Here is a 13,592-nt window from a genome sequence, read left to right as displayed (position 1 = left end):
AATCGTTCTTTGAAAACTGGATAATGTAATGTAAGGCAAAGTAAATGCGTTTTAATAAAAACCGAGTAAGAGTTTTTTAACGGTTAAGTTAATAAGGGCGCACGGTGGATGCCTTGGCACTAGGAGCCGATGAAGGACGGGACTAACACCGATATGCTTCGGGGAGCTGTAAGTAAGCTTTGATCCGGAGATTTCCGAATGGGGAAACCCACTGCCCGTAATGGGGCAGTATCTTACACTGAATTCATAGGTGTATGAAGGCACACCCGGGGAACTGAAACATCTAAGTACCCGGAGGAAGAGAAAGCAAATGCGATTTCCTGAGTAGCGGCGAGCGAAACGGAATCAGCCCAAACCAGATGGCTTGCCATCTGGGGTTGTAGGACACTCATTGTGGAGTTACAAAGGAACGGGGTAGATGAAGCGACCTGGAAAGGTCCGTCAGAGAAGGTAACAACCCTGTAGTCGAAACTTCGTTCCCTCCCGAGTGGATCCTGAGTACGGCGGGACACGAGGAATCCCGTCGGAATCCGGGAGGACCATCTCCCAAGGCTAAATACTCCCTAGTGACCGATAGTGAACCAGTACCGTGAGGGAAAGGTGAAAAGCACCCCGGAAGGGGAGTGAAAGAGATCCTGAAACCGTGTGCCTACAAGTAGTCAGAGCCCTTTTATGGGTGATGGCGTGCCTTTTGTAGAATGAACCGGCGAGTTACGATCCCATGCAAGGTTAAGTTGATGAGACGGAGCCGCAGCGAAAGCGAGTCTGAATAGGGCGTTTGCAGTATGTGGTCGTAGACCCGAAACCAGGTGATCTACCCATGTCCAGGATGAAGTCCAGGTAACACTGGATGGAGGTCCGAACCCACGCACGTTGAAAAGTGCGGGGATGAGGTGTGGGTAGCGGAGAAATTCCAATCGAACCTGGAGATAGCTGGTTCTCTCCGAAATAGCTTTAGGGCTAGCCTCGAGTTTAGAGTCTTGGAGGTAGAGCACTGTTTGGACTAGGGGCCCTCATCGGGTTACCGAATTCAGACAAACTCCGAATGCCAAAGACTTATACTCGGGAGTCAGACTGCGAGTGATAAGATCCGTAGTCAAAAGGGAAACAGCCCAGACCACCAGCTAAGGTCCCAAAGTATACGTTAAGTGGAAAAGGATGTGGAGTTGCCCAGACAACCAGGATGTTGGCTTAGAAGCAGCCACCATTTAAAGAGTGCGTAATAGCTCACTGGTCGAGTGACTCTGCGCCGAAAATGTACCGGGGCTAAACGTATCACCGAAGCTGTGGATGCATACCGTATGGTATGCGTGGTAGGAGAGCGTTCTAAGGGCTGTGAAGCATGACCGGAAGGACATGTGGAGCGCTTAGAAGTGAGAATGCCGGTATGAGTAGCGAAAGAAGGGTGAGAATCCCTTCCACCGAATGCCTAAGGTTTCCTGAGGAAGGCTCGTCCGCTCAGGGTTAGTCGGGACCTAAGCCGAGGCCGAAAGGCGTAGGCGATGGACAACAGGTTGATATTCCTGTACCACCTCTCTTCCATTTGAGTGATGGGGGGACGCAGTAGGATAGGGTAAGCGCGCTGTTGGATATGCGCGTCCAAGCAGTTAGGCCGATGAGCAGGCAAATCCGCTCATCACATAAGGCTGAGCTGTGATGGCGAGGGAACTAGAGTACCGAAGTTCCTGATTCCACACTGCCAAGAAAAGCCTCTAGCGAGGAAGAAGGTGCCCGTACCGCAAACCGACACAGGTAGGCGAGGAGAGAATCCTAAGGTGATCGAGAGAACTCTCGTTAAGGAACTCGGCAAAATGACCCCGTAACTTCGGGAGAAGGGGTGCTCATTAGAGGTTTATAGCCTCGAAGAGCCGCAGTGAAAAGGCCCAGGCGACTGTTTAGCAAAAACACAGGTCTCTGCGAAGCCGCAAGGCGAAGTATAGGGGCTGACGCCTGCCCGGTGCTGGAAGGTTAAGAGGAGCGCTTAGCGCAAGCGAAGGTGCGAATTGAAGCCCCAGTAAACGGCGGCCGTAACTATAACGGTCCTAAGGTAGCGAAATTCCTTGTCGGGTAAGTTCCGACCCGCACGAAAGGCGTAACGATCTGGGCACTGTCTCAACGAGAGACTCGGTGAAATTATAGTACCTGTGAAGATGCAGGTTACCCGCGACAGGACGGAAAGACCCCGTGGAGCTTTACTGCAGCCTGATATTGAATTTTGGTACAGCTTGTACAGGATAGGTAGGAGCCTTTGAAGCCGGAGCGCCAGCTTCGGTGGAGGCATCGGTGGGATACTACCCTGGCTGTATTGACATTCTAACCCGCACCCCTGATCGGGGTGGGAGACAGTGTCAGGTGGGCAGTTTGACTGGGGCGGTCGCCTCCTAAAGAGTAACGGAGGCGCCCAAAGGTTCCCTCAGAATGGTTGGAAATCATTCGCAGAGTGTAAAGGCACAAGGGAGCTTGACTGCGAGACCTACAAGTCGAGCAGGGACGAAAGTCGGGCTTAGTGATCCGGTGGTTCCGCATGGAAGGGCCATCGCTCAACGGATAAAAGCTACCCCGGGGATAACAGGCTTATCTCCCCCAAGAGTCCACATCGACGGGGAGGTTTGGCACCTCGATGTCGGCTCATCGCATCCTGGGGCTGTAGTCGGTCCCAAGGGTTGGGCTGTTCGCCCATTAAAGCGGTACGCGAGCTGGGTTCAGAACGTCGTGAGACAGTTCGGTCCCTATCCGTCGTGGGCGCAGGAAATTTGAGAGGAGCTGTCCTTAGTACGAGAGGACCGGGATGGACGCACCGCTGGTGTACCAGTTGTTCTGCCAAGAGCATAGCTGGGTAGCTACGTGCGGACGGGATAAGTGCTGAAAGCATCTAAGCATGAAGCCCCCCTCGAGATGAGATTTCCCATAGCGCAAGCTAGTAAGAACCCTGAAAGATGATCAGGTTGATAGGTCCGAGGTGGAAGTGTGGTGACACATGGAGCTGACGGATACTAATCGTTCGAGGACTTAACCAAATGAATCAAGCATACTTGCCAAACTTACATTATCCAGTTTTGAAGGAATGATTTCTTTCTAACCAAATAGTCCGGTAATGATGGCGAAGAGGCCACACCCGTTCCCATTCCGAACACGGAAGTTAAGCTCTTCAGCGCCGATGGTAGTTGGGACGCGAGTCCCTGTGAGAGTAGGACGTTGCCGGGCAATTTAAGAAACCAGTTCAGTTGATGAGCTGGTTTTTTTGTGCGGTTTTTGGGATTGAGGTTGAGTTATCAGCATGATTAGTAGGTTGGAAAGAAGACATAAGTTGAAAAAATGGGACAAAGATGAGTAAAATCTGAGGGAAAGCCAAGCTTTTTAAAATTGTTATATCTACCCATGACAATTCATATTAAGCACATTTCAGCTCAGATTCTGACATCACTTATATACGTCTTACCGTACATACTTTGATGTGTTTTTGCTGGAGAATAGGTGTGAGACGGCACAGTGTTAAACTGAAATTCCTATCCATAAAGAAGAAAACTTTTGCCAGTCCACGCTTACACCAGTCACATAAAATTCTGTAACAAAACTTCCGAAAAGAGTACTAAATGGGATACACTACTAGTAGAGTAAGTAACAGAAAGGACGAGGGTCGATTGGCTAAGCCAAAGAAACAAAAGTTTGAATTGCAGGAGAATGAAAGCATTGATGAATGCTTGGAGCGTATGAAAAAGGAAGGATACTTTCCCGTAAGACGTATGGAGAAACCAATTTTTAAGGAAGTGAAGAATGGCGATCAGATAGAATATATTCCGGTTGCACGCCAGATTATTTTTGAAGGCAAATCAATTGATTGAAAACCGAACGATATTGCATTAAATAACAGAAGTGTTCGGTTTTTAGTTGACATACAATTAGCCCTATTGGTAAGATAGGTACGAACAATAAGCATTAAAATAAATAATTCTCTCATATAATAGCGGGGATATGGCCTGCAAGTTTCTACCCAAAGACCGAATAAATTTTTGGACTATGAGAGAAAGCGGACCTCACCTTATATGTGAGGGCATAGTACTTGTCCTAAGTGCTCGGTTTGGCATAGCATATAAGCTGTGTGGACTGCTTTCTCTTTTTTGAAAGTGTGTTCATGCAGCTTTTTTATTTGGAGGCGAAAATGATGAATGACCTTAAGGTTGGAGTAATCATGGGAAGCATATCAGACTGGGAAACGATGAAGCATGTATGTACTATTCTGGATGATTTTAAGGTGGCTTATGAGAAAAAAGTAATTTCAGCTCATAGAACGCCTGATTTAATGTTTGAATATGCCCAAAGCGCGCGAAGTCGTGGAATAAAAGTGATTATAGCCGGTGCAGGCGGAGCAGCCCATTTACCTGGGATGGTAGCAGCCAAAACTACTTTGCCTGTAATTGGTGTGCCTGTGCAATCCCACGCTCTAAACGGTTTGGATTCTTTGCTGTCTATTGTTCAAATGCCGGGTGGTGTTCCTGTAGCAACGATGGCGATTGGCAAAGCCGGTGCAAAAAATGCAGGTCTTTTAGCAGTACAGATATTAGGGACCTTCGAGCAAGAATTGGCTGAAGAACTTGAACAATATAGATTAAAAATTCAAAGACAATCAATTGAAAGTTGTGATGAACTTGAGTAAGCAGGCACCAGTTATTTTACCTGGCCAGACGATTGGGATAATAGGTGGCGGTCAGTTGGGGCGAATGCTGGCATTGGCAGCCAGAAATTTAGGTTTTAAGATAGCTGTGCTTGATCCAACGCCCAACAGTCCTTGCGGCCAAATTGCGGATATGGAAATCACGGCCCCATTTAATGATGTAGAGGCTCTGCAGCGCTTGGCAAAGATAAGTGATGTACTCACATTTGAATTTGAAAATATTGATGCTAATGCGTTAGATCAACTAACGGGTAATCCATATATTCCGCAGGGTACGGATATATTAAGAATTACGCAGGATCGGGTTCTTGAAAAACAGGAGATTGAGAAATCAGGTGTCAAAGTTGTCCCGTTCGAGGTCATTGCAAGTTTTGAGGATCTTCGTCAAGCTATTTCTAAACTTGGCTATCCTTCTGTCTTGAAAACAGCGCGAGGTGGTTATGATGGAAAAGGACAGCTTGTTATACGGGATAAAGGAGATTTAGCCAAAGGCTCTGAATTGCTGAGCCATGGAGTTTGTGTTTTGGAGAGTTTTATACCGTTTCAAAAGGAAATTTCAGTGATAGTAACTCGAAAATTGGATGGTTCCATACGGGTGTTTCCTGTTGCAGAGAATATTCACGTCAATAATATTTTGCATCAATCGATTGTCCCGGCGAGAATCAATGAAAACACCCAAATCCATGCAATCGGATCGGCTGTACAATTGGCAGAATCATTACAGGTGGTTGGTACATTAGCCGTTGAAATGTTCCTGCTCGACCAGGATGATATTTTGGTGAATGAATTAGCGCCGAGACCTCATAATTCCGGACATTTTTCGATTGAGGCTTGTGAAACCTCTCAATTTGAGCAACATATAAGAGCGGTGTGTAATTGGCCGCTTGGTCATACTGAATTACATTCCAGTGCGGTAATGGTCAATGTTTTGGGTCAGCATTTAGAACCGGTTATAAAGGCTTTAGGGAATGAGCCTGATTGGAAAGTACATATTTATGGGAAGCGTGAAGCGAAGAAAGATAGAAAAATGGGGCATATTACAGTCTTAGGAGAGCATCCGATGGAAATATTAGAGATGCTTAATCAATCAAATATATGGACTGAACAAACAGGAGACAAAAAAGAAAAGGTGGATATGAAATAATGATTGAACGTTATACAAGACCGGAAATGGGAAAGATTTGGACAGAGGAGAATCGTTTTCAAGCATGGCTCGAAGTAGAAATTTTGGCTTGTGAAGCCTGGGCAGAGCTTGGTGCAATCCCTAAAGAGGATGTAAAAGTAATGAGAGAGCGTGCTTCCTTTGATGTGAATCGTATCAAAGAAATTGAAGAAGAAACCAGACATGATGTGGTTGCCTTTACGCGTGCCGTTTCAGAATCGCTGGGAGAAGAACGGAAATGGGTTCATTATGGTCTGACTTCTACAGATGTAGTCGATACGGCTTTATCTTATTTGCTCAAGCAGGCCAATGATATTTTAATCGCTGATGTGGAGCGGTTTATTACAATTTTGGCAGAAAAAGCGAAGGAGCATAAATATACGGTTATGATGGGACGTACTCATGGCGTCCATGCTGAACCAACGACATTTGGTTTGAAAATGGCATTATGGTATGAAGAAATGAAGCGGAATCTAAAAAGACTAAAAGAAGCTGCAGATACAGTAGAGTATGGTAAAATCTCCGGTGCTGTTGGAACATATGCGAACATTGATCCATTTGTAGAAAAGTTTGTGTGTGAAAATCTTGGGATCAAACCTTCTCCAATCTCTACCCAAACCCTACAGCGCGACCGACATGCACAATACATGTCTACATTAGCATTGATTGCGACTTCTATTGAAAAATTTGCAACTGAAATTCGTGGTTTGCAAAAGAGTGAGACACGTGAAGTAGAGGAATTTTTTGCGAAGGGGCAGAAGGGTTCTTCCGCTATGCCGCATAAACGCAATCCAATCGGTTCGGAGAATATGACTGGGTTGGCCCGTGTGATTCGCGGCCACATGATGACGGCCTATGAAAATGTTTCACTTTGGCATGAACGGGACATTTCACATTCTTCTGCTGAAAGAATTATCCTCCCGGATGCGACCATTTTATTGAACTATATGTTAAACCGCTTCGGTAATATCGTGAAAAACTTAACGGTGTTCCCTGATAATATGAAGCGTAATATGGACCGCACTTATGGTCTGATTTATTCACAGCGTGTATTGCTTGCTTTAATTGATAAAGGATTGTCTCGTGAAAAAGCGTATGATACCGTTCAGCCTAAGGCGATGGAGGCATGGGAAACACAGATTCAATTCCGTGAATTGCTAGAAGCGGATGAAACAATTACGGCCTACCTGTCTACTGAAGAATTGGATGATTGCTTCGATTACCATTATCATTTGAAAAATGTAGATTTCATTTTTGAACGTATGGGGCTGTAATTTTAACGAGGGGCACTACTTAATAAAGGTTGAGGGGTGCCCCTTTTACATTAATTCCATCCGTGTTTGGCTTATCAGGATTATTACCATATAGGAGGATATCCAATTGGCGAAGAATGAACTTCTTTACGAAGGCAAGGCAAAGCAAATTTATGCAACTGATAATCCGGAAATCGTCCTAATCCGATACAAGGACTCAGCAACTGCATTTAATGGGGAAAAGAAAGCAATGATTGAGGGGAAGGGACATCTGAATAACCAAATCACGAGCCTGCTATTCGAATGGCTTCACCTTAAGGGTATTGAATCGCATTTTATTAAAAAAATATCAGAAACAGAACAGCTCGTTAAACGAGTCACCATTATTCCTTTAGAAGTAGTAGTCCGCAATGTTGCTGCCGGCAGTTTTTCTAAAAGATTGGGTGTAGAGGAAGGAACACCTCTTAAAAGGCCGATTGTGGAATTTTATTATAAAGACGATAAGCTTGGTGATCCGCTATTAACAGAAGATCATATTAACGTCCTGGACCTTGCTACAGCTGGAGAAGTCGAAATATTAAAAAAACAGTCTATGCAAATCAATGAAATGTTGCGAAGCTTATTTGCTTCTATGGACATCAGATTAATAGATTTTAAGCTTGAGTTTGGCAAAGATGAGAAGGACCATGTCCTGCTTGCGGATGAAATTTCACCGGATACTTGCCGTCTTTGGGATTCGCATACAAATGAAAAGTTGGATAAGGATATATTCCGCCGGAATCTCGGCAGTTTAACAGATGCCTATAAAAAAATTCTTGCTAAGCTGGAGGACGTTCAACATGTATAAAGTAAAGGTTTATGTCACTCTTCGTGAAAGTGTATTGGATCCGCAGGGAACTGCTGTACAAAAGTCATTGAATGCCATGAATTTCCCGGAGGTTCGGGATGTGCGAATTGGCAAGTATATGGAGTTGGAACTCTCTGAATCTACTGCTGATGTTGATGAGGCGGTCCGCAATATGTGCGAAAAATTGTTAGTCAATACGGTCATTGAAGATTATCGATACAGCATAGAGGAGGTAATCGGACAGTGAAATTCGCCGTAATCGTCTTTCCGGGATCCAATTGTGATATTGATATGTATCATGCCGTTCGTGATGAGGTTGGAGAAGATGCGGAATATGTTTGGCATACGGAAACGAGTCTCGAAGGCTTTGATGCTATCCTGCTGCCTGGAGGGTTTTCGTATGGTGACTATTTACGGTGCGGTGCAATTGCCCAATTTTCACCCATTATGGAGGCTGTGAAAAGAGCGGCATTGGATGGTATTCCGATCCTCGGTGTGTGTAATGGATTCCAGGTATTACTGGAGGCGGGATTGCTGCCGGGAGCTATGCGGCGTAATGCTGATTTGAAGTTTATTTGCAGACCGCAAAAGTTGAATGTTGTGAACAACGAAACTCCTTTTACGAGCTCCTATACCAAAAATGAACAAATCACTATCCCGATTGCTCATGGCGAGGGAAATTACTATTGTGATGAGGAGACGCTGGAACAGTTAAAGACACAAAATCGAATTCTGTTTACGTATGATAGAAATCCAAATGGCAGTCATCAGGATATCGCGGGAATTATGAATAAGCAAGGCAATGTTCTTGGGATGATGCCCCATCCGGAAAGGGCTGTTTCCTCCTTACTTGGCAGTGCCGATGGAATCAAGTTATTCAAATCGATTGTTCAATACTGGAGGGAAACAAATGTCGTTAATGCTTGAGCCAAGTCCAACCATGATTAAAGAAGAACGAATTTATGCCACAATGGGATTGACGGATGATGAGTTTGCCAAGATAGAAAAAATTCTTGGGCACTTGCCAAACTATACAGAAACTGGTTTGTTTTCAGTTATGTGGTCTGAGCATTGCAGCTATAAAAACTCAAAGCCTGTATTAAGGAAGTTCCCAACAACAGGTAAACGTGTACTGCAAGGGCCCGGAGAAGGTGCGGGTATTGTGGATATTGGTGACGGGCAAGCGGTTGTTTTTAAAATTGAAAGCCATAACCATCCCTCCGCAATCGAACCATATCAAGGTGCAGCCACAGGCGTGGGTGGAATCATCCGCGATGTCTTTTCCATGGGGGCTAGACCGATTGCCATGCTGAACTCCTTGCGTTTTGGAGAATTAACAACTCCACGGATGAAGTATTTGTTTGAGGAAATTGTAGCTGGGATTGCCGGATATGGAAACTGTATCGGAATACCAACTGTTGGTGGTGAGATTCAGTTTGATCCTTCCTATGAGGGGAATCCTCTTGTAAATGCGATGTGTGTCGGCTTAATCAATCATGAGGATATTAAGAAGGGTCAGGCGCATGGAGTTGGAAATACAGTTATGTATGTCGGGGCAAAAACAGGTCGTGATGGCATTCATGGAGCAACCTTCGCCTCGGAGGAATTAACAGATGATTCTGATTCCAAACGGCCAGCCGTACAAGTAGGGGACCCATTCATGGAAAAGCTTTTACTTGAAGCATGCCTGGAGCTTGTAAAATCGGATGCACTTGTAGGAATACAGGATATGGGCGCAGCTGGATTAATCAGTTCCTCTGCAGAAATGGCCTCCAAAGCGGGATCCGGAATTGAAATGAATTTAGATAGGATTCCTCAGCGAGAAACAGGAATGACACCTTATGAAATGATGTTATCTGAATCACAGGAGAGAATGCTGATTGTAACCAAAAAAGGACGGGAGCAAGAAATCGAAGAGCTGTTTGGAAAGTATGGCCTTGAAGCGGTCGATGTGGGCACTGTAACGGAAGATAAAATGATTCGCTTAACATATAGAGGCGAAGTGGTGGCAAATGTACCAGCAGATGCACTAGCTGAGGAGGCGCCAGTTTACTATAAACCGTCCAAAGAGCCTAATTATTTTCAAGAGTTTCAAGCGATGGAAGATGAAGTACCTGTCATCAACAACTATACAGAAACTCTGCTATCGTTATTGGCACAACCGACTATAGCGAGTAAGGAATGGGTTTATGACCAGTATGATTATATGGTACGCACGAATACGGTTGTAGGGCCAGGTTCTGATGCAGCCGTCGTTCGTATTCGCGGCACGGAAAAAGCGTTGGCGATGACAACAGACTGCAATTCCCGCTATCTCTATTTAGACCCGGAAACAGGCGGTCAAATTGCGGTGGCTGAAGCAGCACGTAATATTATTTGTTCAGGCGGTGAACCGTTGGCGATTACAGACTGTTTGAACTTCGGGAATCCGGAGAAGCCTGAAATTTTCTGGCAGCTCGAAAAAGCGGCAGATGGATTAAGTGGAGCATGTCGTGTACTAGGGACACCGGTGATTGGTGGGAATGTTTCCTTGTATAACGAAACAAATGGAGAAGCGATCTACCCGACACCGGTCGTTGGCATGGTTGGACTTGTTCATAATCTCAAGCATATCACCACTCAATCCTTCAAAGAAAAGGGAGATTTAATCTACTTAATAGGAGAAACATATGCTGAATTCGGCGGTAGTGAGCTGCAAAAATTCATGAATGATGGACGGATTTTTGGTAAAGCGCCCCATCTGAATCTTCAGGTTGAAAAAGACCGGCAGGAAAAGCTGTTGAAAGCGATTCAGGCAGGTGTAATAAAGTCAGCTCATGACCTGGCAGAAGGAGGATTATCCATAGCACTTGCAGAAGGATTGTTTGGCGCAGAAAACCTTGGTTTTGAAGTGAATTTAGAGGGGGATTTGGCCACCCGGTTGTTTGCAGAATCACAATCCCGTTTCCTTGTGACTGTATCGCCTGAACAAGTCGGACCTTTCAAAGAAATTATTCCGGAAGCGGTTCAAATAGGTATTGTAACAGATACAGAAAAATACGTTATTCATGCCGGCCAGGAAGAGACAGTTATTGATATTGAAGCAAAACAACTACTGATAGCCTGGAAGGGAGCCATACCATGCTTGCTGAAATCCGTGGACTAAATGAAGAATGTGGATTGTTTGGAATCTGGGGACATACTGAAGCATCTCAACTAACCTATTATGGTTTACACAGTCTGCAGCATCGTGGACAGGAAGGAGCGGGAATGGTCGTTACAGATGGCCAAGTATTGAAATCGCATAAAGCAGAAGGACTTGTGAATGAAGTTTTCAATCAAAAGATCATTGAGGATATGAAGGGACGGAGCGCAATCGGCCATGTTCGCTATGCGACAGCAGGAGGAGGCGGAGTGGCAAATGTTCAGCCATTTTTGTTTAATTCTCAGACTGTCGGTAGTTTTGCTCTCGCTCATAATGGAAATTTGGTAAACGCAACCCAATTAAAAAATCAGCTTGAAATAGATGGGAGCATTTTTCATACAACCTCGGATACAGAGGTCCTGGCCCACTTAATTAGGCGCTCTGGTTCAGCTTGTTTTAAGAAGCGAATAAAGCAGGCTTTATCGTTCGTCCAAGGGGCCTATGCATTTCTGGTCATGACAGAAACAGAAATGATGATTGCTGTGGACCCACATGGATTGCGTCCTGTCTCCATCGGACGAATCGGTGAAGGATATGTAGCTGCATCTGAGACATGTGCCTTCGATTTAATAGGTGCTGATTATATTCGGGATGTTCGGCCCGGAGAGCTGGTGACGATTAATGATGACGGCATCCAATCAGAGTATTTTGCTGAATCACAGGGCAGAGCCATGTGCAGTATGGAGTATATTTATTTTTCAAGACCCGATAGCAATATAGATGGTATTAACGTTCATACGGCCAGGAAGAACCTGGGGAAACAACTGGCTATTGAAGCGCAAATTGAAGCGGATGTTGTCACAGGTGTACCGGATTCAAGTATATCGGCAGCTATCGGTTATGCCGAAGTAAGCGGGATTCCATATGAGATGGGGTTAATTAAAAATCGATATGTGGGACGGACCTTTATACAGCCATCCCAATCTCTACGTGAGCAAGGGGTGAAAATGAAGCTGGCCCCAGTGCGCGGTGTGGTCGAGGGCAAAAGGGTCATCATGGTGGATGATTCGATTGTAAGGGGAACGACCAGCAGGAGGATTGTGACGATGCTTAAAGAAGCCGGCGCAAAAGAGGTACATGTGTGCATTAGCTCTCCTCCAATCAAAAATCCCTGTTTTTATGGAATTGATACATCGTCCAAAGAAGAGCTGATTGCCGGGTTTAACTCGGTTGAGGAAATCAGGGAGATGATCGGAGCAGATTCTCTGACCTTTTTAAGTGTGGAGGGGACGGTTGAGGCAATTGGCAGGCCTTTTGGTGGCGAGTATCGAGGTCAATGCATGGCATGCTTTACGGGGAACTATCCAACTGAAATTTATGCCACCGATGATCAGGCATATGAAAAAATAAAGTAACGGCAATAGATTATTGACAGGAAGTATGAAAGGATGGTCACTTTGGCGAACGCATATAAACGTGCAGGAGTGGATATTGAAGCAGGCTATGAATCCGTCTCACGTATGAAAAAGCATGTAAGCCGTACACAAAGACCAGAGGTACTCGGTGCTTTGGGCGGGTTCGGAGGTATGTTTGATTTGTCGGCATTGTCCCTTAAGGAGCCTGTACTCGTTTCGGGAACAGATGGAGTCGGGACTAAATTGTTGCTCGCTATGATGATGGATAAGCACGATACAATTGGTGTTGACTGCGTTGCCATGTGTGTAAATGATATTATTGCCCAAGGTGCAGAACCATTATATTTTCTTGACTATATTGCTTGCGGAAAAGCAGAACCGATAAAAATTGAGGCAATCGTAAAAGGAATAGCGGATGGATGTGAGCAGGCAGGCTGTGCCTTAATTGGCGGTGAAACGGCTGAAATGCCTGGAATGTATTCTGTAGATGAATATGATCTGGCTGGTTTTACGGTTGGTGCGGCAGAAAAAAGGAAGCTGATTGATGGAAGCCTTGTACGAGATGGCGATGTATTAATTGGGCTGCCTTCAAGTGGGATTCATAGCAATGGGTTTTCGCTAGTGAGAAAGGTATTACTTGATGAATCGTCAATGAAATTGGATCAATTTATCAAAGAGTTGGATTGTATGCTTGGAGAAGAATTACTGCGTCCAACTAAGATTTATGTAAAACCCATCCTTGAAGTTTTGAAGTCCGGCTCAGTTCATGGAATCGCCCACATTACCGGAGGAGGATTTATCGAAAATATACCGCGCATGCTTCCGGATGGATTTGGGGCGGAAATTAAAAAAGGAACATGGGAAATTAATCCGATTTTCAACCTTATAAAGGATAAAGGATCACTTGAAGAGGATGACATGTATTCGATTTTTAATATGGGGATTGGCATGGTTCTAGCTGTACAGGCTGAAAAAGCGAGTGAGCTAATTGGTACCCTGAATCAATTGGGGGAAGACGCAAAAAGAATCGGTCGGGTGATTCAAAAAGAAGGCGTGCATTTCCGTTGATTTACAAAAAGGCAAAGACAATTTAGTAGCTTATTAAGTTGAAATCATATA

At 44.9% G+C, this 13,592-nt stretch carries 10 protein-coding genes, 2 rRNA genes and 1 riboswitch; all 12 genes read left to right on the top strand.

Features of this window, described 5'->3' with window-relative positions; translation table 11 throughout:
• Nucleotides 1-81: 81 nt before the first annotated feature.
• The 12 genes from AC4G3O_RS19130 (at nt 82) to purM (ending at nt 13,541) form a co-directional block, all read left to right on the top strand.
• Nucleotides 82-3,017 (top strand): 23S ribosomal RNA (locus AC4G3O_RS19130).
• 70 nt (nt 3,018-3,087) lie between these two features.
• A 5S ribosomal RNA gene (gene rrf, locus AC4G3O_RS19125) occupies nt 3,088-3,204 on the top strand.
• A 437-nt stretch (nt 3,205-3,641) separates the two neighbouring features.
• Nucleotides 3,642-3,842, top strand: coding sequence for an NETI motif-containing protein (locus AC4G3O_RS19120; RefSeq protein WP_066108532.1), 201 nt, complete (start codon nt 3,642-3,644; stop codon nt 3,840-3,842).
• Between the two features lie 92 nt (nt 3,843-3,934).
• Nucleotides 3,935-4,038, top strand: a riboswitch (purine riboswitch).
• A gap of 124 nt (nt 4,039-4,162) precedes the next feature.
• Nucleotides 4,163-4,654, top strand: a complete 492-nt coding sequence (gene purE / locus AC4G3O_RS19115) for a 5-(carboxyamino)imidazole ribonucleotide mutase (RefSeq protein ID WP_066108529.1) — start codon at nt 4,163-4,165, stop codon at nt 4,652-4,654.
• Nucleotides 4,641-5,816 (top strand): 5-(carboxyamino)imidazole ribonucleotide synthase, encoded by a 1,176-nt coding sequence (gene purK / locus AC4G3O_RS19110; RefSeq protein ID WP_491136586.1) that lies wholly within the window; start codon nt 4,641-4,643, stop codon nt 5,814-5,816. The genes purE and purK overlap by 14 nt, the downstream gene beginning before the upstream one ends.
• On the top strand, nt 5,816-7,108 hold the full coding sequence (gene purB / locus AC4G3O_RS19105; RefSeq protein WP_066108525.1) for an adenylosuccinate lyase: 1,293 nt from the start codon (nt 5,816-5,818) through the stop codon (nt 7,106-7,108). Before purK ends, purB begins: the two co-directional genes overlap by 1 nt.
• A gap of 100 nt (nt 7,109-7,208) precedes the next feature.
• Nucleotides 7,209-7,934, top strand: coding sequence for a phosphoribosylaminoimidazolesuccinocarboxamide synthase (gene purC / locus AC4G3O_RS19100; protein ID WP_306821563.1), 726 nt, complete (start codon nt 7,209-7,211; stop codon nt 7,932-7,934).
• Nucleotides 7,927-8,181: a phosphoribosylformylglycinamidine synthase subunit PurS gene (gene purS / locus AC4G3O_RS19095; protein WP_066108519.1), complete on the top strand. Its 255-nt coding sequence runs from the start codon at nt 7,927-7,929 to the stop codon at nt 8,179-8,181. The genes purC and purS overlap by 8 nt, the downstream gene beginning before the upstream one ends.
• On the top strand, nt 8,178-8,861 hold the full coding sequence (purQ, locus tag AC4G3O_RS19090) for a phosphoribosylformylglycinamidine synthase subunit PurQ (protein WP_066108516.1): 684 nt from the start codon (nt 8,178-8,180) through the stop codon (nt 8,859-8,861). Before purS ends, purQ begins: the two co-directional genes overlap by 4 nt.
• On the top strand, nt 8,845-11,079 hold the full coding sequence (gene purL, locus AC4G3O_RS19085; RefSeq protein WP_140462127.1) for a phosphoribosylformylglycinamidine synthase subunit PurL: 2,235 nt from the start codon (nt 8,845-8,847) through the stop codon (nt 11,077-11,079). The genes purQ and purL overlap by 17 nt, the downstream gene beginning before the upstream one ends.
• Nucleotides 11,055-12,473, top strand: a complete 1,419-nt coding sequence (purF, locus tag AC4G3O_RS19080) for an amidophosphoribosyltransferase (protein WP_139892760.1) — start codon at nt 11,055-11,057, stop codon at nt 12,471-12,473. The genes purL and purF overlap by 25 nt, the downstream gene beginning before the upstream one ends.
• A 42-nt stretch (nt 12,474-12,515) precedes the next feature.
• Nucleotides 12,516-13,541 (top strand): phosphoribosylformylglycinamidine cyclo-ligase, encoded by a 1,026-nt coding sequence (gene purM / locus AC4G3O_RS19075; RefSeq protein WP_148631358.1) that lies wholly within the window; start codon nt 12,516-12,518, stop codon nt 13,539-13,541.
• Nucleotides 13,542-13,592: the final 51 nt, after the last annotated feature.

It is taken from the genome of Bacillus sp. z14 (2026), from assembly GCF_058313575.1.
Note: the sequence above shows the minus strand (reverse complement) of the source record. Positions and strands in the feature narration are given on the sequence as shown.